The sequence below is a fragment of the Shewanella sp. Actino-trap-3 genome (genome assembly GCF_002836275.1).
GTDB lineage: Bacteria > Pseudomonadota > Gammaproteobacteria > Enterobacterales > Shewanellaceae > Shewanella > Shewanella psychromarinicola.
The window spans coordinates 1917306-1938558 of the sequence record NZ_PJCE01000001.1; the positions used below are offsets into that span (position 1 = coordinate 1917306).

A 21253-nucleotide genomic window follows, 5' to 3' on the forward strand; every position below is an offset into this window, starting at 1 on the left:
AAATAACCCATTTAGCTGCATCATCAAGTTATATCAATTAGCTATATTAAAATCATCCTATAGTCATTTAATGTATATAAATCGGTTATCTCGTTGCTGCCAATATTAAAACGGTGTCAGCACACTGGATTGTTAACCGTATTTAACTGGCGTAAGTCATTATTAAATTTAACCTTTAAGTAACATTGACGCATGTAAACTAGCGCCGTCAATTTTCTGTCTAAACACTCAACACAGTCAAATAACCGCCCAGATGACATTAATAAAAAACTGTCAAAAATCAACTAATTGACTAAACCTAGATCCATAATTACAGTGAGTTATCAATTACATTTAACGATGTAAGTTAATTTATATTGGGAGGGCAACGTCCATGATCATATTAGTTGGTGGTGAAAAAGGCGGCAGTGGTAAAAGCTGTCTTGCGCAAAATATTGCGGTATTTCTGACCAAAGAGGCGAGTGCAAGCGTGATTATGGTCGACTGTGATCCACAAAGAACCACATCAGACTGGATCCAAGCCCGTAACAATAATCCTAAATTACCTGCTATTAACTGCGTGCAACTCTATGGAAAAATTCGTAATGACTTACTCAGCTTAGAGCAACATTACGACTACGTTATTGTCGATTGCGGTGGCCAAGATAATTTAGCCCTTAGAGCAACCATGTCAGTGGCATCCCATGTGTTAATGCCATTACGCCCCAAACGACGCGACTTAAAAACCGTCAGTCATTTAGACGATATCGTCGCCACTTGTTTGATGATTAACCCAAAAATGAAAGCGTCATTCGTGATCACGCAATGCCCAAGTTTACCTAATCAGGCAAGCAGAATTATAGAAGCAAAAGATGTTTGTCGTACCTACGACATTAACGTGTTAGATGCGGTTAACTACAGTCGTAATATTTACGACGATAGCGAAGAATCGGGATTATCTGTATTTGAATTAGAGCCAAAAGGTAAAGCTGCATTAGAAATGCGCAGTATTGCCTGCGAATTACTCGAAATTACCGATGCAAAACAACTCATCGAACAGCGCAATACTGCATCAAATGTGACCACATTGAGAGGAAATTATGGGACTAGCCGATCTCAAGAAAAACGCTTCGTTATGTAAAAATACCACTAACATTGCGGTATCGATTGATGACTTTATTGCGGCAGCCGATTTATATGCTGCGGGTCAAGACCGTCCTCAACATGATGCAAAGCAAACAATTACGACAACCAATGCCGATAACCAGAGCAATATAATCGATTTTCTACAGCGTAAATATCCACAGTATCTTGAACCAATGGTGTCTGCGAATAAAAGCAAAAAACAGCCTTACAAACACTGTACATTTACCTTAAGTGAAACGGCAATAAATGAACTAACATTACTGAGCCAACAAGGAGTCATAGCAAAATCAAAACTCATCAGGCAATTGATTTCACAACATTTCAGTTTATCACCACAACAACAAAAAATGTTAGAGGCTAATTTTTCAGACCAGTAATACATCTTAAATACACCTAATAATTGCAAATAAGTACTCTTTTCTCCCCACCCTTTTGCTGGCAACAAATATGAGGTTAATATTTGTTAGTCAGTGCTTTTTTTCAAAGTTTAATGCCTTCATTCCAACCAAAAAGTTAATAGCCGACACCCTGGTCACTATTTAGTTTTCACTAAAGCTTGAATTTGTTCAATCGCTACCCCATTAATTATTAATACTCACAGTATGAAAAAATGAGCAATGCACTCATCGGCAAGCTCCAGTAATCAATAATGATGAGTTCGAGACAATAATTTAACTCCCCTTCGACCACCAGGACATGTCTATGATCGCGATTATAATATTGCTCGTTATATCAATGATAGCCGTCGGGTGGATCGTCAGTAGTCAATGGCGTATCAACCGTCAACGTAATATCGTCACCCGTCAGCCATTTCCCACACGATGGCGTAACATATTGAAAACCCGCTTTCCATACTTTAAAGCCATGCCGACAGATTTGCAGCTTCAGCTCAAAAAACATATTCAAATCTTTATCGATGAAAAACAATTTGTGGGTTGTAACGGATTCGAAATTAATGACGAAGTAAAAGTCACCATCGCAGCCCAAGCCTGTTTATTATTACTCAACCGTAAAACCGACTATTACCCTAAACTGAAGCAAATTTTAGTCTACCCAAGTGCGTTTATTGTTGAGCAAAACCGAACTGGCCTCGGGGGAGTACAATCTACTCAACGTAATGTCTTGCTAGGTGAATCATGGGAGTATGGTAAAGTTGTTTTATCATGGAACAGCACTGTAGAAGGCGCGGCAGATCCATTTGATGGCAGTAATGTGGTCATACACGAATTTGCTCATCAACTTGATCAAGAAGATGGCAGCGCCAATGGCGCTCCTCCACTGCGAGATATCACTTCATATCGCTCATGGTCAACAACACTGGGGCAAGAGTTTCAGCAACTTCAGTATTGCGCTCAGCATCATATCCCGTCATTATTCAATTATTATGGCGCGACCAATCCGGCGGAGTTTTTTGCGGTGATCAGTGAAACTTTTTTCGAACGACCTGTAGAGTTTTATCAACAACATCAACAATTGTATAAAGAATTGAGCCAATTTTATCAGCTAGATCCCATAAATTGGCACTAGAATACTAATAGTAAAAACATCATAATAATTCACAATATGAAAAGGGATACTATGCAATCAATTATCCACCGACTCGGTTTTATTGCCGTGTTAATGACCACAGTGACGGCTTTTGACTTACACGCAACGCAGGCGGAAGAATTAACCGCAGAACAAAGTCAAACCGAGCCGAAAAATGAACACGTGAGTCAACAAGTGAGCTCCGAAAGCGAAGCTGTGATTAAAGACATCAATCAAAAAAACGAGTTAATTGACAGCCAAGGTTTATCTGCAAAAGACAGCCAAGCTGTCAGTGGCTTATTAAATCAATTACATGAAAGTGCTGCTGCAGCAGACTGGATTACTTATTTTAGTCTTTATCACTCACAAGCCGTGTTTATTGGCACCGATGCATCAGAGCGTTGGAATATGGTTGAATTTGAGCGCTATGCTAAACCCACTCAAGGTTGGCACTACGATGTAAAATCGCGTCACTTGTTACAAATTGACGATACGATTGTATTTGACGAACAGCTCTACAGCCCAGCTTATGGCATCAGCCGTGGTACTGGCGCGTTAGTACAAACAGTTGATGGTTGGAAAATTGCTCAGTATCATTTGAGTTTCCCAATCCCAAACGACAAAGCTAAACGTATTACCAGCTTAATTATGCAATAAGGGTTTAAGGATATGGTGGCCATTGTCGATTATCATGACCACCATAAAACTGAATATCTAATATCTAATATCTAATACCTAATATGTAATATGTAACGCTTAGCTTTTAAGATTGTCGGTAATTGCACAACATTCAACATTCAATAATCAATAATCGTTCTATGTCATTGACACCCTAAAACACACATTCGCTAGTTCACTAAAGTGTGTAAAACTGTCGAAATCGTCTTGCTCAAAATGACGTTCAGAACCCTGCCTATCGGCATAGAACAACCCTAACACTTTATGACCTACACAGAGTGGCGCTAATAAAAAACCATGTTGAGAAAAACGTTCAACTAGCACATTATCAACTTGTACTTTGCATTCATTACTGGTTGGTGTATTTACCCAAAAGCTCTTTTTTTGCCCCACACATTGAGTAAAAACCGATGTTGGATCATCAAGTTCAATCACAAAGGCTTGTTTTAATAACTCAGCACCATCACCCATCATCACTCTGGGTTGTAATAATTTACGGCTCGGTGATAGTAACAACACGCCACAACGATCCAAGCCAACACCGGTTAGCATCCCTTCTAATGTAGTGTGCATTATTTGATTAAAATCAGTTTTTACCACCGCATAATGAGTGAGTTGCCTCAATTTGCTTAATTGATAACCTTGATTGGTTTGTCGTATCTCTGTGGGCTCAATCGGAGAATCGGCTTTTTCTAATACGTCGCCAGTATTAGGTAAATAAGACACGATGGCTTTGGCACCATATTCAATGGCTAACTTATGGGTAATGTCACTGCAATCAATGAATCGTTGTGTAAACTCATCCACACTGATGTCTAACATGTCTGCGGCTTGGGATAAGCGCTTATGCAATTCTTCAGCATTAACGTTAGGCTGAGAAACAATTTCTGATAACTTATTCGCTAAAAATATACAACGGATCTCAGGCATGCGCTCATCAGGTTGTGCTAAAGACTTAATCAATACTTCACCTAAACCCCAACTTCTGGCAATACTTTGGGTAAGCTGAGGAAATGAGGTGCCAAGTTCAGCTCGGATCAGTGATTTTTGCTCAATGTTATCCTCAATGGTTAATAATTTTTTATCCAGTTGCTCGGTCTGCTCACCACCCATACTCCAAAAAGCACTTTCACCTATCCGATATAACAAAGAGGCAATAAACACTTCTTCACGCAACGACTCGCCCTTGTCGCTCATCATCATTCGAGCCAACATCGCCGCTTGAAATGACTGCGCCATCAGCTTTAATAAACGCTGGTAAACACCTTCTGAAAGGTGTTTATTTTCTAATAAGCTGGTCAGTAATTTAGCGGTAAGACAGATATTGCGAATAGTATCAAAACCTAGCACCACAGCCGCGCGGCTAACCGTTGAGACTTGACTAATGCCTTTGTTGTATATGGCGCTGTTAGCCACTCGTAAAATACGTGACGTTAATGCGTTATCGTGCATCACACTTCGACCTAATAAAGATAACGAAGACACATCGTCTTTTGCCAACCTTTCTAAATCAAGCACGGTTGAACATAATGCAGGCATTTCTTGATCACTGATCCGTTTAGTCCAGTAATCAGCCCCTTTTTGCGGAGTCATAGGTTTCAAAAAAACAGCCTAAATGTAAAAAATATTATTTTCAGTATACTCAGTTTCATCACAGTGTCTTGTAGATATTGTTACTCGCTCAAGCTAGCTCACGTATCAAAGCAAAAACAACACTTTCGGTATCCTCAATCATACTGACTGGTAAGTTAACAAAATTGACTCTAGCACACTGAATAAACGACAATATATATCGTGATTAATCACTTTATTTAGGCTCTGCTTATCTTTTTGCTTAGGAGTGGTTTGAGGTGCAACCCACCAATGCCATATTAGTGTCAATCCGTGGGATTTTTGGATAAATGAGTAGGTAAAAAAAAACGGCTCACAAGAGCCGCAATCACAAATAATGTGGTTAAAAAAGCTTACTGGGAGGAAGTACCCAAACAATCAAGATCAACAACTAAGCATATACTTATAATCCATCATACTTGGATAAAAATCCCGTACGACCTGTAGGTGAGCCGCACGGGGTTACAACAGTCACAAAGTGACTAAGCTTGTAAAATGGTCAGGCAACTATCTTAGAACTGTTCTTCTTCAGTAGAACCCGTTAGTGCAGTTACTGAAGACTTACCGCCTTGTATACATGTTGTTACTTGATCGAAGTAACCGGTACCCACTTCTTGCTGGTGCGACACGAAAGTGTAACCTTTCTTAGCTGCAGCAAATTCAAGTTCTTGTACTTTTTCAACATAATGCTTCATGCCTTCGCCACGTGCATAGTCATAGGCTAAATCGAACATGTTGTACCACATGTTATGAATGCCTGCTAACGTGATGAACTGGTACTTGTAGCCCATGTTTGATAACTCTTGCTGGAATTTAGCAATCGTTACATCATCCAAGTTCTTCTTCCAGTTGAATGAAGGAGAACAGTTATAAGCAAGTAGTTGATCTGGATACTGTTCATGAATGGCATCAGCAAACTTCTTCGCTTCTTCAAGACAAGGTTTAGCGGTTTCACACCAAATTAAATCAGCATAGGGTGCGTAGGCAAGACCACGAGAAATCGCTTGGTCTAAGCCAGCTTTAACACGGTAGAAACCTTCGTTAGTCCGCTCGCCTGTCACAAAGTCACGGTCATATTCATCACAATCTGAAGTCATTAAATCGGCAGCATTAGCATCAGTACGTGCAATAACTAACGTATCAACACCGCTCACATCTGCAGCTAAACGCGCAGCAACAAGCTTTTGTACTGCTTCTTGGGTTGGTACTAGAACTTTACCGCCCATGTGACCACACTTTTTAACAGACGCGAGTTGGTCTTCAAAGTGAACGCCAGCAGCACCAGCATCAATCATCGACTTCATTAGTTCGAAAGCATTTAGTACGCCACCAAAACCCGCTTCTGCATCTGCAATAATAGGTAGGAAATAGTCAGTGTAATTGTCATCACCAGGATTGACTTCTTTGCCCCATTGAATTTGGTCAGCGCGGCGGAATGAGTTATTAATACGGCTTACTACTGCTGGTACAGAGTTAGCTGGGTATAGTGATTGGTCAGGATACATAGTGCCCGCTAAGTTAGCGTCCGCAGCAACCTGCCAGCCTGATAAATAAATCGCTTCAATACCCGCTTTTGCTTGTTGTACAGCTTGACCACCTGTGAGTGCACCAAGAGAGTTAACGTAGCCTTTCTTAGCGCCGCCATTAACCAGATCCCACAATCTAGCGGCACCCAGTTTCGCAATCGTATTTTCTGGCACGACAGAGCCACGTAATGCGACGACTTCTTCAGCGGTAAAAGGACGCTTAACCGATTTCCAACGTGGATTTTCAGCCCAATCTTTCTTAATAGCATCAACCTGTTGCTGACGAGTTAGTTGTGTAGTCATAATGTCGCTCCTTCCTGTGTAATGGGTCGGCAAAGTGAATTTTTCGACTTTGCCTAATTCAGTAGTGTTGTAATTAATATTCTGATAACTGGCGTATTAAGCCGTTAGCAGTTCATATCCTGGTAATGTTAAGAAATCGACTAGCTCATCTGAAGTGGTAATTTGCTCGAACAGCCCTGCCGCTACACTGAACTTGCCAGCATTAAAACGTTCAGCACCGAGCTCTTTCTTCACGTTGGCCATTTCTTCTTTCAACATGTCTTTAAATAATGTTTTGGTGACTAATTTGCCATTTGATAAGCTCTTGCCGTGTTGGATCCACTGCCAAATTGAAGTGCGCGATATCTCTGCTGTAGCAGCATCTTCCATCAAACCGTAAATCGGTACGCAACCATTACCCTGGATCCATGCTTCGATGTACTGTAAAGCAATGCGGATGTTCAAACGCATTCCCGCTTCCGTCTTCTCTCCATCGCAAGGCTCAAGTAATTCGCTGGCTAAAATCGGCGCATCCACATCACGGGTAATATGCAATTGATTGGTTCTATCGCCACCAATATAATCATTAAAAATTTTCATTGCGGTGTCGGCTAAACCTGGATGAGCAACCCAAGTACCATCGTGACCATTGCGGGCTTCTAACTCTTTATCGCCACGTACTTTTTGCAATACGAGTTCGTTAGTCGCTTCATCTTTGGCTGGAATAAACGCCGCCATACCACCCATCGCTAATGCGCCGCGTTTATGGCAGGTTTTAATCAGTAAGCGTGAATAGGCGCTTAAAAACTTAGTGTCCATGGTGACGGCTTGACGGTCTGGTAACACACGATCAGGGTATTTCTTTAATGTCTTAATATAGCTAAAGATATAGTCCCAACGACCACAATTAAGTGCGACAATGTTCGAACGAAGCTCATAAAGGATCTCCTCCATTTCAAACACCGCAGGTAATGTCTCAATTAAACACGTACATTTAATCGTGCCAGGCTGTAAGCAAAAACGCTCTTCCACAAAGGCAAAGACTTTCGCCCACCAACGCGCTTCCAGATGGCTTTCTAACTTAGGAATATAAAAGTAAGGTCCTGAGTTGTTAGCTAACAGTTGGCGATAGTTATGATAAAAGTACATTGCAAAATCAACTAAACCACCAGGAATAGGTTTACCTTTGTATTCAATGTGTTTTTCAATAAGATGCAAACCACGTACACGTGCAATTAATACCGCAGGGTCTGGATTAAGCGAATAATGCTTACCTGTTCCTGGGGCGGTAAAATCAATATCACCACGTACGGCATCACGAAGGTTAATTTGACCTTCTACAATCTTTAGCCAGCTTGGTGCTAAGGAGTCCTCAAAGTCAGCCATAAACACTTTTACATTGGCGTTCATCGCGTTGATGATCATTTTACGGTCAACCGGACCGGTAATTTCAACACGTCGGTCAGTTAGATCTTCAGGCATGCCGCGAATAGTCCAATCACCATCACGTATCGCACGAGTTTCAGGTAAAAAGTCTGGCAACTCACCACCATCAATACGAGCTTGTTTATGTTGACGTTTACTTAACAACTCAGGTACTTCATCAACAAACTTTGCGCATAACGAATCAAGGAAAGTCACGGCGCCAGAGTTAAAGACCTCATCTTGGCCGTTGACAGTGGGACCAATAAACGTGAGATCGGTTTTAAGCGAATCATCAGCATTTGCTGTGGACTTACTGTATTGAGCTACCAATTGTTCTGCCGTCATATTTGGCTCCCTAAGTGCTATCAGTGTTGATAGTGCTATATGTGTTGATGTTGGTTGTCATGCTTCATTACTTAAACAGACTAGTTATTGCTATCACTCACATTGAATCGTAAAGCTAAGCACCACTATCACGGCCTACGCTTAAATGTTTCAAATCAAGTTCAATAAAGAGTATGCCAATAATCGTTAACTGAAACTGACGGTTAACCTGAAAGTTAAAAATACAAACGTTCAAATGTTTGTTTCGTACTAAAAACTAACCAAAAACGTTTGTAATTGCAACAGTTAATACTTTACCAAAACCGCCTTAAACACAGTGTCGACGATCACACAAATTGGTAATACCAAAGAATAAAAGCAATTAAGCTAATGATTAATATTAACTTTAATAATTAGAGTTTATACTTTAAATGAGTGGGTACAAATTCATCTTACCAATTGACCAGTAAACTGAAATAGTATAAAAGCTTGTAATTTAATTACTCAATGTAAACATATATTTACATAACTTTAGTCTACATTGTTGAATTAAACAATTTGATAACGTTTTTAACTTACCTATACGTAACTACATTTTATTGTTTAAAAACAAGATACTAAACTAAAGCAGTCAACTCAAAAATTTAAACAACCGTTTTAAATTTACGTTCACGTAAACGTTATAAAAAAAGACATTAGGACGTTTAAAAGTGTGAGTTACGTCACCCGATCAACAAGATCAAGCAGATTGGTCTGTTTTAAATAAAATTAAATTTTTTTTAAAAAAAAATGAAAAAAGTTCACGAATGGGGCAATAGAGAACCCAAATGGTGCAGTCGAAAGTATTAAACAGCGGTGATCGCAACGCTACGCTCACTGCATGGCAGTTATCGACTTATCGATAACTCATCAACCATTTCTAGCGTGAACAGAGTCATGCTTATACGCTACGTGGCGGGAAAAATTGAGAAAGCGTTGAGAAAGAGCTAACAAAGAGCTAACAAAGAGAGTCATAAGGTGGGCATGCGGTTAATGTTTGCCACTAGGGGGCTTGATAGGATTTTGCTTGAAGCAACTTGGGGCAGAGACTTTACCCCCTTAACCACAACAGCTGGGGGCCGATTTTAGCCGCAATGACATGGGGTGCTATCATAAGCCTGATTCGATTATTGTCAGCTTGTCTGATGACGGCGGTTTCATGGTGTCGTTGTAACATACCGCACAATTTCGACCATTATGTTTGGCCTTATAAAGGGCTAAATCGGCACGGTGAATTAATGGATCAAGGCTTAAATCATTTTTATCGACACTGCTAATGCCACAACTGATGGTAACCGTAAAATCGTGGCCAGAGAAACGAGTGTTAATATTGGCAACTTCACTGCGGATCTGTTCGGCTAAATCAGCAGCTATATTTTCAGTCTGCTTGGGCATAAAGATAGCAAACTCTTCCCCGCCCATTCGAGTAAAAATATGAGTAGAGTTCAACATATCACCAATCACATGAGTCACCTTTTTTAATACCCAGTCACCGGTGGCATGACCATATTGATCATTAATATTTTTAAATAAGTCCAAATCCATCAACATAACTGAGAATGACTCGCCAAGCGTTTGAGCTTGAATGAATTCATTTTCCGCCATGTCTTGTCCTGTACGGCGGTTAAAAATCCCCGTTAATCCATCTCGCTGCGCTTGTTTCATAAATTGATTACGTTGCAACCAAGCAGATACCAATAACAATAATAAACCAACAGAAAGACCCACAAGTAACGTTGAGATCATGATGGAGGAGCTTTTTTCCTTCATGACTAAATCTTTTTGTTTTATCAGTAACTCGTGATCTTGGATCAAACTGGTATTCTCACGATTTTTTTCAACGCTATCAAAGCGGGCCATTTGATAAGCATTTTCTTTTACTTTCTGTTCATCAAGCAATTGCTTAGCCAGTGCAGAAGCGACAACTTGATATTGGTACGCTTTATCAAAGTGACCACGTTTACCTGCAATCAAAGAAAGGACTTCATTAACACGCTTTTTTACTTGCATGTTACTGGGTTTATTAGGTAAAGCATTGACTAATTGGGCAAACATTTTAGCTTGTTGGTAATCGCCTGAATGAAAATAAATAACGCTTAAATAAGACTGTATTTCATTAATTTCAACTTTAAATTTAAACTTTTGGTAGCGTTCTAAAGCCACTAGGTACAAACTTTCGGCTGCCGCATATTGTCCTTTATCAAACAGCACATTGCCTTGCCCCTTAATAGACATAATCTCAATTAAAGGAAGGCCATGATCTTTACAATACACTCGGGTGTCTTTGAATAATGTTTCAGCTTGATCATAGTGCTGTAATTTTAAATGCGCTACGGAAAGGAGTAGCATTGAAAAACATTGATTTCGTGGATCTGCACCCTGGTTTAAACTCAGTGCTAATTGTGAAATTCGTAGCATTTCGTCATAAGCACCGAGTTGTAAGTACACGTTCGACAAGCGATTATAAGACTTTATTTTTATGCTGTTATCTTGATAATTTTCGATACGAGAAAAATTTTCCTCTAAGAGAGAAAAAGCTCGTTGATAGTTTCGCTGCGCTATATTTACGGTAATTTTAAATAAATAAATATTTGTCAGAACTTCCCCTGTTGGGTTAAACGTTAACGCTTTATCTAATGCCTTATCCGCTTCAACAAAATCGCCCAAATAAATATACTTTGCACTTAATAACCCATACAAACGACTGTGTTGTTGAGCCGTTAACAATGACTCAGAAGATAATGCAGCATCAATTTGTTCAATGGCTTGATTAATATCAGTCTGCAATGACTTTTCAATAGCATCTAAGCCTTTATCATAATCAATGCTAGCGGCAATCGCCGTACAGCTCAAAAACGATACAAAGATTATAAATATGTAGGGTAATTTTTTTAACAAAATAACTACTCTGTTGGATTTAGCACAATCAAATACATCGCCATTTCTTTGTCACCGGACAACTGGCTGATGCGCGTTTTATCGCCAGACATTACCGCTTCAATCTCTTCTTCTGTTAATCCATTTGATTTCATTACGCCGCGAGGATCACGCTTATATGCTTCTAATAGCGCAGCATTAGTCCCCAGTTTAGTAAAAAATGTACTTATGTTCGACATGTTATTGCTCTCTATTTTAAGAATTTATTTTAGTTTTTTATTGTTAATTCATAATCATAATGACATAACAGGTTGCAACTCAACACCTAAAGAGCATGCTACTGATTTAGCTAGCGTTCATAAGCTGGAGTGTACTTACATTCCAGTGGGGTTAACAACAAACGGTGCTAGTTGTTACCCTTACATTAGCTGACAATTTCAATGAGCCATATTCTAAATGTGCCGATTAACATTGGCAAAAGGGTATTCCATGATTTCTGCATCCATATCCAGCTTAATAAAAAAGTCGTCATGTTAACCATAATACCTCTCTTATTGTATCGTATAATCTCTTAATTTTAACAGTCACTTACCCTATATCTAATGCTGTTATGCCTAATTTAGCCAACATTTCATGGTTAAGAGTGATTTGGCTCGCAGGAGGGATCAATAATGTGCTAATCGTCGTTAACCTAGCCTCTGGCAATGCCGACAGCGATATACGCTCTATCACTGGTGATTGAAATGGCAAATTTGCTGCTTCATATATAATCACTTGATGATTAAGCGGATACCACTGAGATAAATGTTCAACCAAAACCTGCAATCTCGCTTCAGTGGTACTAAATTGAGTCAAGGTGTGTTCGCCAGCAAGGGCTATCTGCCAAAGTAACAGGTGCGTTGTAGGATCTGGGACATGGTGATAAAGCATGAATTGAGTAGCCTCAAAGCTTTGGTGACCACTATTGCCAGGATCGATGCCTAAATCGGCCCACAAACACGCTTCGGCTGAAATCCCCGGTAACATGCTCGCGTCGTAACCTTCAGCACGGGCTTGTTTAATGGATAAATGCGCCACACAAGCAAACACCCCTGGGTGCCCATATAATGCGCACACAACTAATTTACCTAGGCGCACTTCATCTAAAACGGCATTGATCATTTCAGCATAAGTATCACGGCGATTTTTTATCTCATCGTGTTGAGCATAGTAAACTTGTAGTGAACGCACATCAGCATTAAGCGACATCAGCCACCGTTCAGAAAAACCATCGGGCACTAACGAAAACACCACATCAGCATGCTCAATATAACTCAAACTTAATACGCCTATTTGCCCAGCAAGCTGTAACCCGGTTCCAACACAAATAAGCTTACCTTGGTTTGCACTAGCTAATGTTGTTACCTGCGATGGATGAATAGTCATAGTGGTTTCTTATTATTGTAATCACTACAACTTATATAAAATATAAATTATCAGTGACTTATACATAAATAGCATTTGATATCGACAAATATTAGCTCGAGCGTTTAAATCGGACAATTTAACAACATCTTACCAACATTTCTGCTGTAACGATAAATAAAAATGAAAATTTACTATAAATTTATTTATCCGAAAAATGGAACTTAGCGCGCTAAATTGACTCAAAGCCACAACATCTTCTAATAGCCCCTTGTCAGCATAGGGACAGCTTGGGTATGATGACCGACAGAATTTAGGAAGTAGCGCAGACAATGATAAACAAAAAACAAAGTCTTACCCTTGTAAGCGCAGTAGCGCTTTCATTATCTCTTAGCGGATGCAGTGTGTTTGACTGGTTGATTTATAAACCAGACGTGCCCCAAGGCAACTACATGGAAACACAGCAAGTCGATAAACTTCGTATCGACATGACTAAAGAGCAAACCGAATATATTTTAGGTCGCCCAGTATTGCGCGACAGCTTCTCCGATGACACTTGGTATTATGTGTATCATTTCAAAAGTGGTCGAGATGCTAGCATTACCCATAAAGAATTGATTATTCACTTTAATGGCGACAAAGTTTCCAGTGTTGTGGGTGATTATGATCTCAGTAACGATTTTAATACCCCGCTTGGGCAAAGCTCATTACCCTCGGTCAACCAGCCTGATCTTAAGCCTTTATTACCTGAAGTTCGCCCAGATGCGAAACCTTTGGTTGAAGAGCAACGTCCGACGTTAAAAAATCAAGCTAAAACCGATAATGAAGCGTTATAAGTCAAATGCCACCATGTGATTTAAGCAAAAAAAAGCAGGACCTCTATTGAGGAGCCTGCTTTTTTTTTGCTATATAGCTCATCTCTTAGCCCGAGTTGAGATTGATTAACCTTAGTTCGGGATAAGGGCGGTTTGATAACCGTTTAGTATCCTAAGCGAAGGTTAGTTGACTTTGGCACCGGTAATTTTATTAATACGACCTTCATCTTTGGCCTTTTCGGCGCGCTTACGACGCACATCTTTAGGATCTGCAATTAACGGGCGATAAATTTCGACACGCTGCCCAGGAACGAGCACTTCATCATGTTTAGCCTGACGGCTAAATACCCCAAGCTTAACCTCTTCAAGGTTAATATCAGGAAAAAAAAGCACCATATCACTTTGCTTAACGGCTTCAATAAATGTGGTTCCTGGCGACACCATAATCGGAATAATTTTCTGTTGTTTTGGCAATGCATAAATAACATCTACCGAAAATTTTTCTGTTGCATTAATCACGATAAATCACCTTTGCCCTGTCGGTAAATGCCATCACCATCGACGACATTAAATCCTTAAATACCTTACCAAACGCCATATCAACAAGCACACTAGAAAATTCGAAATCTAAATCGAATTCAACTTTACAGGCATCTTCGGTCAGCTCGGTAAATGTCCACAAGCCATGCATATACTTAAACGGGCCATTTTCCAATTCAAGTGAAATCGATTTGGCGCGAACAACTTGATTGCGCGTGGTAAATGTTTTACTGATCCCCGCTTTACTGACATCAACCGAAGCCACCATGGTTTTACCATCAAACTCAAGCACCTTCCCCCCAACACATCCGGGTAGAAAAGCATGATACGATTCAACATCATTGACTAAATCATACATCTGTAAGGCACTAAATCTAACCAGTACATTCTTGGAAATCTTGGGCATCTGACATCACTATCCTTAATACAATAGCTCGATTTTATCACGTTAAACAAAAAAGGCATCTTTGAGAGTGTTAAATCACGTTGGAAATAACACAATCACTAAGAAACTGGGTATAATCGTTGAAAGATCAAAAATCTCCCCCATATCTATTAGTTAATAGATTAACTTAATAGAGTTTATCAAATGGGCTCACTGCGGGTTGTCCAGCACCATCCTTCAGGTCAATAACGGCAATCAGACGGTAATAACTATGGTAAAAAAGAAATCAGCAAAAAATTCCTCAGCGAGCATCGCACGTAATAAACGCGCGACCTTTGAATACCGCATCGAAGAAAAGGTCGAAGCGGGATTGCAACTTATGGGCTGGGAAGTTAAGTCCATTCGTATGGGGAAAGTCAACTTATCTGATTGTTATGTATATATTAAAGAGGGTGAAGCCTTTATGCATGGTTGTACTATTCAACCACTTAATACCGCTTCAACCCATGTAATATGTGATCCCATCAGAACAAAAAAACTGCTATTAAAGCGCAAAGAAATTGACAAACTTGCCGGCCTAATTGAACGTCAAGGCTACACCTTAGTGCCATTATCAATGTACTGGCGTAAAGGCGCTTGGGTAAAAGTAGAAATTGGTTTAGGTAAAGGTAAAAAAGATCACGATAAACGTGAAGACACCAAAGAACGCGAATGGAAAATTGAAAAAGCGCGTGTCATGAAAAAAGACAAAGAGAACGCTTAATCTCGTCAATAGACCTTTGAAGTGAATAACACTGATAAGTCTTTAACTAACAGAGCTCTATTACGAAGTTGAGCCTATTACGAACAGATAGTGAACAAACGATTATATTTTGTTAATGGACGCTAGGTATTCATCTAACAACACGCTATAGTTAACTCAATTGGGGGCGATTCTGGATTCGACAGGATTCACGAAACCCAAGGAGCATGTCGAGGGGCGGTTGGCCTCGTAAAAAGCCGCACCGTTATAGTTGCAAACGACTCTAACTACTCTCTAGCAGCTTAGGCTAGCTAGCCATCAACCACACGTTTCGCACGTGGACAGTGGATTCTGATGGTCATATTACAGTGTGCTAGCGAGGGAACTCCGTCCGGGGGTGAACCGCGAAACAGTACCGGACTCACCAAGTAGCATCCTGTCTTTCGGAGACTGCTTGGTTAAATAAAAGAGAGACTAAACATGTAGTGCCGAGGATGTAGGCTTTCTGGACGCGGGTTCAAGTCCCGCCGCCTCCACCAATTTATAGAAGGGCTTAGCAGCAATGCTAAGCCCTTTTTGTTTGTCTGCTAGCTCAGTTTAATCCGCTTTATTATTGTGGCTGGATGAGTTTTATAATCAAATTAGTTTATTCGATACCAACACTTCATTGATAATTATTGCCTAGGCAAAGGGTACATCGCTGAGGCCAATGTCAATCTTCATATTAGACTGTTATGAGTTTGATAATATCGCTTTTTGAATATAAGCAACGTCGTGGCGCTTCGCCCACACCCGACCAAGAGGAAACCAACGGCTATTCCCTCTTGGATCACCCCAGCAGCTCCGACAAAGTGTTGATCCTCATAGCATAATAAAAATCGCCTAACGGCTCAGATGGTACATCCCTGTACCCCTGGGCCTGTGCCATCATCCATGATGTCACTACGGCATTTTCATCACGCTATTTCGGACACCTCGGACGTAGACCCATTGAGTCTGCGGGATTGTTTGTTGCTTTGTTGAAGGTTTGGTATTCGTTATCTTAAATCAAAACTTAAAGCCAAGTATTAACATTTAGCACAATATAGACGCAATAAGCCACTCACAAGTTTTTACATCACTTGGGCGTCCAACTACTGGCGCAAAGAAACCGTCAAGCAAAGCCTGAATATTACCATCGGCATTGGCCGTGGTAATATCAAAGGTTAACTAGCTGCTAAGGGCGGTAAGCTGAAACATAAAGGCACTCTCAATAACATTGGAGTGCCTAGAATATGGTTTTTACTGATTTGAACGGATTGGAAAGGTTTCGGGATTAGCTATTCTGATGTTTTATATCCGTTGAATATATGCTCATTATCTCTCTCTCACTCAAACTATGTGTATTTAACCATAACTGAATATTTTCGTCGGTTACTTGAGATATGTCATACTTCGCTAGTTCTTGAAAAAAGGCTTTAATACACCCTTTAAATCTGCTCAATCTAGTTCGATTAACAACCTTAACATCACTAGGTAAATCAGCGTGATAGGATAAATGGTTAGTAGGTATAACAATATACTTTTCACATTTAGTCATTTCACCATACTCTGATTTAAACCATTCACAATGGCTATTCATCTGTGCAGCTTCGTGTTTGTTAATATCTTTTCTGGTCTCCAAAACCTCATTCTTACATTCAAACATAATGTACTTGTCATTTACACCACACCATAAATTATCAGGTCCTTTTTTGATATCTTTATCAGGCATAGCACATATATAACCTAACATTTCGCCTACTGAGTTAAGTGCCATTTCAAACTTATTAGAGTTAATACCAAAAGATAAATCATCAAGAATGTGGTTGACTGATAAAATTAGATCTTCATAGCAATCATAGTTAGATATCCAATGTTTAACTCTTGAAATTCTATTTGAATTCATATAGCTAAGCTTCTCATAAGGAATCATTACATTAGGCTTTAGCAACCTTTTGTTATTTAAATATGCACTACGCTGCAACTTTATAGATTCTGCTTTAGAATTTAGATACTTATATCGTGCCAGTTGTTGTTGAAACCATGATTTTTCTTGAGCATCACCAGAAAAACTATCACATAATGTCTGCATTTTTTTGATCGCTTGATCATATATGCCATTGTTATAATTAACCTCAGCATCATATTCCAACTTAACAAGCTCATATAAACTATTATCAACACTTTCACTTTCCAATAAAGACATATTCTCTATGTAATAATTTTTCCATCCTTCATCACGATTTATTGCTTGATCAATCACATTATTTAACAAACTAACTGAGTTCAATTGGTTTGATTCCTCAGATATCATATCAACAATATCCAATCCTATTTGTATCTGCTTTCTAGTTTGGAGAGAAAAATACTTCTGTGTAATAGGACTCTTGACATATTTAACTAAATCACTTCCTAAAAGAATTATTACACTGTAATCTTTTTCTCCTCTTACACTCCGACCTAATCCTTGTTCAATTTTTTGAGCTAATTTTAAATTCAAAATATCACTGGTTGGGCGGCATTCCTCTTCATACCGGTCAATTAATGTATCAAAGTATGGTTTAGAATCAATGATAAGAATTCGACATGAGTCATCAGGAAGATCAATACCATCGTACCTGTTTACGAAAACTACAGGAGAGTTGTAATGACCACTTTTCAATGACTCTATATTTTGAGCAATTGTATCAGTTTTTGCGACTATTGAACCAAGTTGCTTAAATTGTTCCTCTGTTGCAAAAGAAGAAGTAAGGAAAACAACCCCATGACGTCTACCTTTAACACTTTTAGCAAATGCATCAACCACAGCTTCTCTATCTAATTCTTCAGCAATCAAAGAAGGCATTAATATCATTTTTTCACCAGACCACTTCATCTCTGGGTTTAACAAAGAGTTTGACAACGCCTCAACACCAAAACCTAAACACTTTATAAATAAAGAGTCCTCTTGTGTTGTTGCTGACATTAATATTCTATTTTTAGCGTTATGAAAGATGCCAAACTCTTCGATTGGCAATAAATATGGTGATATTTCTAACTTTGCTCCTGATATAAAAGCCTGACAATTTTTAACCATATTTCTCAATAATGGCCAAGAAAATTTTATGCCATCATCACTTTTATGAGAGGCTAAAAAAGTTGTTACTTCATCAATTTTATCTAACCAACACCAGTAAGGTATTGGTAGCATTGTGTTGTAATCTCCATCACGAATATCTAAAAAGCTTCCCTCACCCTGTAAACTTAGATCATCTGAAAATAATTCAATAAAATGTTTGTAGATAGCATGTTCTTTGTTCACTGTAATCGTTAAAGCACTTCTAATTGAATCGACGCAAGCATGAGCATCATCAAGAACTATACTTCCAACATTTAAAGATTTCGCACCTATACCAAACTTTGATAATCCATTAAAAACCTTCTGAACATGAGTAATAAGAATTTTTTCACCATTAAGAAATTGCTCTGGAAGCTCTCTACTACCACTAGTTTCAACGTATTGAATGCCAAATTTCTTAGCATCTTGCTTTACTTGTTCAGCAAGATATTTATTAGGACATACATATAAACAAGGCATACCTGTTTCATTAATTTTAGACTGCAATAACAGTAATCCTATTAACGTTTTCCCTTCTCCAGTATGAAGTTTTATTACATTGTCTTTATTTTTAGATCTATTACAAAACCAATCAGACAGAATATTAAGCTGCGAAGGCCGTAAAGGCCCAGTTTCACTTCTTCTATCTAGGGAATCGTATACCTCAATAGGATTAACCTTCTTTACCAATCCCTTTGTTTTCAATCTTTACTAAAATCAATCATGTCCGAATCATTTCTTCATATGTATAAAATAATACTGTGATGTATCTATTAGTTTAATCTGCATTGAAAATAGTTTATTAGGTGTATTACTCATTTCTCAAAAAAATACGATGATAGAGTATTGTCGTTAAACTACATTTTTATTGATATTTGAACCTGTTTAAATCTTATCTAAAGCAATAAACACCTTTTAGTGCTGAATGTGCTTAGCATTGAGAATTAAACCTTTTCAAGGTCGATACACGCCTTTAAAAAAAGAAAGCACCAAGCTTTCAGTCTATTAGACTATTCAAAGTTACCATAATGAACTGACTAGTAAGAAATATATATTACTCCTTAATCTTAGATGACTGGTAAATCGAGTGCTTCGCTGTTAGGGGATTGGTGACAACAATAATCAGCAATGCATAAACGATGGCCCAGGATATTGATACCCCTAAAATGCCGAGTAAGAAAGGGGCTAGCACGACGACATCGGCACCGCTTTTTAAGAGTTTGAATGTGAAAATGATAGATCCAAGTAACACCATTCCATGGATAAATGAGCTGAACGAGCTCAGTGAGCCACCAACGCTCACCGCCGATTGGGCTTTGTCTAAATCAGCTTGAAATCGATGCGTTGTTTTATCTGCAGCTTGCTCAGTTGATTCTTGATTGTCGGCAGTACTGTTTAACTCGGTAGGGTCTTGAGGTAAGACAATTTCTTTGGCTGGTGTGTCCATACACGGGATCTTCCATAAGATGACTGGTTAAGAGTAAAACTTATCAACTAATGGGCCAGAAGACAATAAATCAATGTTAATCAGTAACCTATTTTAGTTATTTAAAGGGAATCTTAACCATTACATTAATGCTCGTCTTAAGTGGCTTTCTACTAAGTCGAGAATGTCTTGCTGTTCAAATGGCGCTATACCCAAAAACGGCAATGTCTGAATATCTTGATTGGGGAACATGCTAAATGGGCTTGTGGTGCCACAAAAATATTGCATGGCGGCATATTCTTGATAACTACAAAAACGGCTAAATCGAAGAAAGTAGAGACACAGGTGCAATCGCGGCTGTGACCATCGAAAACATGGGTGTTTTCGCAGAGCGCCCATGGATGGGTTTACAGCGTGTCACGGAAGTGATTGCACTTGGGGAGCACCACTGGGCAAGCATGCGTTCGGGCATTGCTAAACAATATACTTTTGGAACAACAATAACCCGTTCAGGTGTGGCGGCGGGACTTGAACCCGAGTCCATAAAAAATCCCCGTTAATAGCGATATCAACGGAGATTTTTATTCATTTTACCAAGCCTAACAAATGGTCACTAACGCGACGGGCTTAAGTATAATTAGCTTTGTTTTTTAACAAACTTTGATTTCAGCATCATTTGGCCATTGCCATCGACTTTACAATCGATGTCGTGGTCGCCGTCGACAAGGTGGTTAATCACGGCTTTGGTGCCGACTTTAAGCACTAGCGATGAGCCTTTGACTTTAAGATCTTTGATTAAGGTGACTTTGTCGCCTTCTGCTAATAAGTTGCCGTTGGCATCTTTTAAAATGATAGCGTCTGGATCAACCACTTCTTCATTTGGGTTCCATTCATTGGCGCATTCAGGGCAAATTAATAATGTACCGTCTGAATAAGCGTACGGAGACTCACATTTTGGGCATGGCGGGATTACATCACTCATATCTTTACTCTCTGTGTTCTTGGCAGTTGTCGAACATGTTAATAGCGCTAATACGCAGTTCGACAGGCTTTATCGATTGGCGTGAGATAGAAAAGTATCTACCCTGCCGAATTATTGTAATGGCATTATAATGCTATTATCACAAGTTGACTACCCTAGGCAGTGCAGCAACCGAATTAACTTAACGATAGTGTAGACCAACGTTAGCTTTTCACTTGTGGATTGGGACGGCTTTGATTATCACCAAAACTCACATCGTGCTTTTGCAGATATTCACGAATAAGCTGACGAGTGACTTGTGATGGCGTGAGATCTTGAGCGGCACACAGCTGCTCAAATGCCTGCTTTTTTAACGGGTCCATTAATACGGTAAAACGTGCAGTTTTATTTTCCACTGTGGGCGAGCCTTTAATGACAACATGATAAT

Annotated in this window: 19 protein-coding genes and 1 other RNA gene; 7 read left to right on the forward strand and 13 right to left on the reverse strand. The window is 39.3% G+C overall.

Annotation, left to right across the window (positions count from 1 at the left end; translation table 11 throughout):
• Positions 1-373 precede the first annotated feature (373 nt).
• The 4 genes from CXF80_RS08155 (at position 374) to CXF80_RS08170 (ending at position 3309) form a co-directional block, all read left to right on the forward strand.
• On the forward strand, positions 374-1120 hold the full coding sequence (locus CXF80_RS08155) for an AAA family ATPase (RefSeq protein ID WP_101032408.1): 747 nt from the start codon (positions 374-376) through the stop codon (positions 1118-1120).
• Entirely contained in the window at positions 1080-1502 is a 423-nt protein-coding gene (locus tag CXF80_RS08160; RefSeq protein WP_101032409.1) for a hypothetical protein, read from the forward strand. Before CXF80_RS08155 ends, CXF80_RS08160 begins: the two co-directional genes overlap by 41 nt.
• 325 nt (positions 1503-1827) lie before the next feature.
• Positions 1828-2652 carry a M90 family metallopeptidase gene (locus CXF80_RS08165; protein WP_101032410.1) on the forward strand — a complete coding sequence of 275 codons (825 nt, stop codon included), beginning with the start codon at positions 1828-1830 and terminating at the stop codon, positions 2650-2652.
• Positions 2653-2703: 51 nt separating this feature from the next.
• Positions 2704-3309 (forward strand): nuclear transport factor 2 family protein, encoded by a 606-nt coding sequence (locus CXF80_RS08170; RefSeq protein WP_101032411.1) that lies wholly within the window; start codon positions 2704-2706, stop codon positions 3307-3309.
• 159 nt (positions 3310-3468) lie between these two features.
• On the opposite strand, the gene CXF80_RS08175 is transcribed toward CXF80_RS08170, so the two are convergent.
• From CXF80_RS08175 to CXF80_RS08200, 6 genes are all read right to left on the reverse strand, one after another.
• Positions 3469-4932 (reverse strand): HDOD domain-containing protein, encoded by a 1464-nt coding sequence (locus tag CXF80_RS08175; RefSeq protein WP_443019014.1) that lies wholly within the window; start codon positions 4930-4932, stop codon positions 3469-3471.
• Between the two features lie 521 nt (positions 4933-5453).
• Positions 5454-6770: an isocitrate lyase gene (gene aceA, locus CXF80_RS08180; protein WP_101032412.1), complete on the reverse strand. Its 1317-nt coding sequence runs from the start codon at positions 6768-6770 to the stop codon at positions 5454-5456.
• A 96-nt stretch (positions 6771-6866) separates the two neighbouring features.
• Positions 6867-8519 carry a malate synthase A gene (gene aceB, locus CXF80_RS08185; RefSeq protein ID WP_101032413.1) on the reverse strand — a complete coding sequence of 551 codons (1653 nt, stop codon included), beginning with the start codon at positions 8517-8519 and terminating at the stop codon, positions 6867-6869.
• 1128 nt (positions 8520-9647) lie between these two features.
• Positions 9648-11390, reverse strand: a complete 1743-nt coding sequence (locus tag CXF80_RS08190) for a tetratricopeptide repeat-containing diguanylate cyclase (protein WP_157822198.1) — start codon at positions 11388-11390, stop codon at positions 9648-9650.
• A gap of 50 nt (positions 11391-11440) precedes the next feature.
• A complete protein-coding gene (locus CXF80_RS08195; protein WP_101032415.1) occupies positions 11441-11653 on the reverse strand; it encodes a hypothetical protein in 213 nt (70 codons plus the stop codon).
• Positions 11654-12002: 349 nt separating this feature from the next.
• Positions 12003-12839, reverse strand: coding sequence for an SAM-dependent methyltransferase (locus tag CXF80_RS08200; RefSeq protein WP_101032416.1), 837 nt, complete (start codon positions 12837-12839; stop codon positions 12003-12005).
• Positions 12840-13150: 311 nt separating this feature from the next.
• Here CXF80_RS08200 and CXF80_RS08205 point away from each other — a divergent pair, with 311 nt between their 5' ends.
• On the forward strand, positions 13151-13654 hold the full coding sequence (locus tag CXF80_RS08205; protein ID WP_101032417.1) for an outer membrane protein assembly factor BamE: 504 nt from the start codon (positions 13151-13153) through the stop codon (positions 13652-13654).
• A gap of 162 nt (positions 13655-13816) precedes the next feature.
• Here the strand turns inward: CXF80_RS08205 and CXF80_RS08210 are convergent, their stop codons facing one another.
• Positions 13817-14152 carry an RnfH family protein gene (locus tag CXF80_RS08210; RefSeq protein WP_101032418.1) on the reverse strand — a complete coding sequence of 112 codons (336 nt, stop codon included), beginning with the start codon at positions 14150-14152 and terminating at the stop codon, positions 13817-13819.
• Positions 14145-14579, reverse strand: coding sequence for an SRPBCC family protein (locus CXF80_RS08215; protein ID WP_101032419.1), 435 nt, complete (start codon positions 14577-14579; stop codon positions 14145-14147). Before CXF80_RS08215 ends, CXF80_RS08210 begins: the two co-directional genes overlap by 8 nt.
• 250 nt (positions 14580-14829) lie before the next feature.
• On the opposite strand from CXF80_RS08215, the gene smpB reads away from it, so the two are divergent.
• Both smpB and ssrA read left to right on the forward strand, forming a co-directional pair.
• Positions 14830-15321: an SsrA-binding protein SmpB gene (gene smpB, locus CXF80_RS08220; RefSeq protein ID WP_101032420.1), complete on the forward strand. Its 492-nt coding sequence runs from the start codon at positions 14830-14832 to the stop codon at positions 15319-15321.
• A gap of 162 nt (positions 15322-15483) precedes the next feature.
• Positions 15484-15839, forward strand: a transfer-messenger RNA (tmRNA) gene (ssrA, locus tag CXF80_RS08225).
• 776 nt (positions 15840-16615) lie between these two features.
• Here ssrA and CXF80_RS08230 read toward each other — a convergent pair.
• The 5 genes from CXF80_RS08230 to CXF80_RS08250 form a co-directional block, all read right to left on the reverse strand.
• Positions 16616-19123, reverse strand: coding sequence for a DEAD/DEAH box helicase family protein (locus tag CXF80_RS08230; protein WP_232772064.1), 2508 nt, complete (start codon positions 19121-19123; stop codon positions 16616-16618).
• Between the two features lie 349 nt (positions 19124-19472).
• On the reverse strand, positions 19473-19865 hold the full coding sequence (locus CXF80_RS08235) for a hypothetical protein (protein ID WP_101032421.1): 393 nt from the start codon (positions 19863-19865) through the stop codon (positions 19473-19475).
• Positions 19866-19985: 120 nt separating this feature from the next.
• Positions 19986-20132, reverse strand: a complete 147-nt coding sequence (locus CXF80_RS20085; protein WP_157822199.1) for a hypothetical protein — start codon at positions 20130-20132, stop codon at positions 19986-19988.
• Positions 20133-20481: 349 nt separating this feature from the next.
• On the reverse strand, positions 20482-20826 hold the full coding sequence (locus tag CXF80_RS08245) for a zinc ribbon domain-containing protein YjdM (RefSeq protein ID WP_101032423.1): 345 nt from the start codon (positions 20824-20826) through the stop codon (positions 20482-20484).
• A gap of 203 nt (positions 20827-21029) precedes the next feature.
• Positions 21030-21221: a CopG family transcriptional regulator gene (locus CXF80_RS08250; RefSeq protein ID WP_101032424.1), complete on the reverse strand. Its 192-nt coding sequence runs from the start codon at positions 21219-21221 to the stop codon at positions 21030-21032.
• Positions 21222-21253 lie beyond the last annotated feature (32 nt).

Excerpts from the sequence above, each read along its gene's own strand:
- CXF80_RS08195 (WP_101032415.1), bottom strand. The coding sequence starts at position 11,653 with ATGTCGAACATAAGTACATTTTTTACTAAACTGGGGACTAATGCTGCG.
- aceB (WP_101032413.1), bottom strand. The coding sequence starts at position 8,519 with ATGACGGCAGAACAATTGGTAGCTCAATACAGTAAGTCCACAGCAAAT.
- CXF80_RS08170 (WP_101032411.1), top strand. The coding sequence starts at position 2,704 with ATGCAATCAATTATCCACCGACTCGGTTTTATTGCCGTGTTAATGACC.
- CXF80_RS08165 (WP_101032410.1), top strand. The coding sequence starts at position 1,828 with ATGATCGCGATTATAATATTGCTCGTTATATCAATGATAGCCGTCGGG.
- smpB (WP_101032420.1), top strand. The coding sequence starts at position 14,830 with ATGGTAAAAAAGAAATCAGCAAAAAATTCCTCAGCGAGCATCGCACGT.
- CXF80_RS08235 (WP_101032421.1), bottom strand. The coding sequence starts at position 19,865 with ATGGACACACCAGCCAAAGAAATTGTCTTACCTCAAGACCCTACCGAG.
- CXF80_RS08200 (WP_101032416.1), bottom strand. The coding sequence starts at position 12,839 with ATGACTATTCATCCATCGCAGGTAACAACATTAGCTAGTGCAAACCAA.
- CXF80_RS08245 (WP_101032423.1), bottom strand. The coding sequence starts at position 20,826 with ATGAGTGATGTAATCCCGCCATGCCCAAAATGTGAGTCTCCGTACGCT.
- aceA (WP_101032412.1), bottom strand. The coding sequence starts at position 6,770 with ATGACTACACAACTAACTCGTCAGCAACAGGTTGATGCTATTAAGAAA.
- CXF80_RS08205 (WP_101032417.1), top strand. The coding sequence starts at position 13,151 with ATGATAAACAAAAAACAAAGTCTTACCCTTGTAAGCGCAGTAGCGCTT.
- CXF80_RS08155 (WP_101032408.1), top strand. The coding sequence starts at position 374 with ATGATCATATTAGTTGGTGGTGAAAAAGGCGGCAGTGGTAAAAGCTGT.
- CXF80_RS20085 (WP_157822199.1), bottom strand. The coding sequence starts at position 20,132 with ATGCAATATTTTTGTGGCACCACAAGCCCATTTAGCATGTTCCCCAAT.
- CXF80_RS08215 (WP_101032419.1), bottom strand. The coding sequence starts at position 14,579 with ATGCCCAAGATTTCCAAGAATGTACTGGTTAGATTTAGTGCCTTACAG.
- CXF80_RS08160 (WP_101032409.1), top strand. The coding sequence starts at position 1,080 with ATGGGACTAGCCGATCTCAAGAAAAACGCTTCGTTATGTAAAAATACC.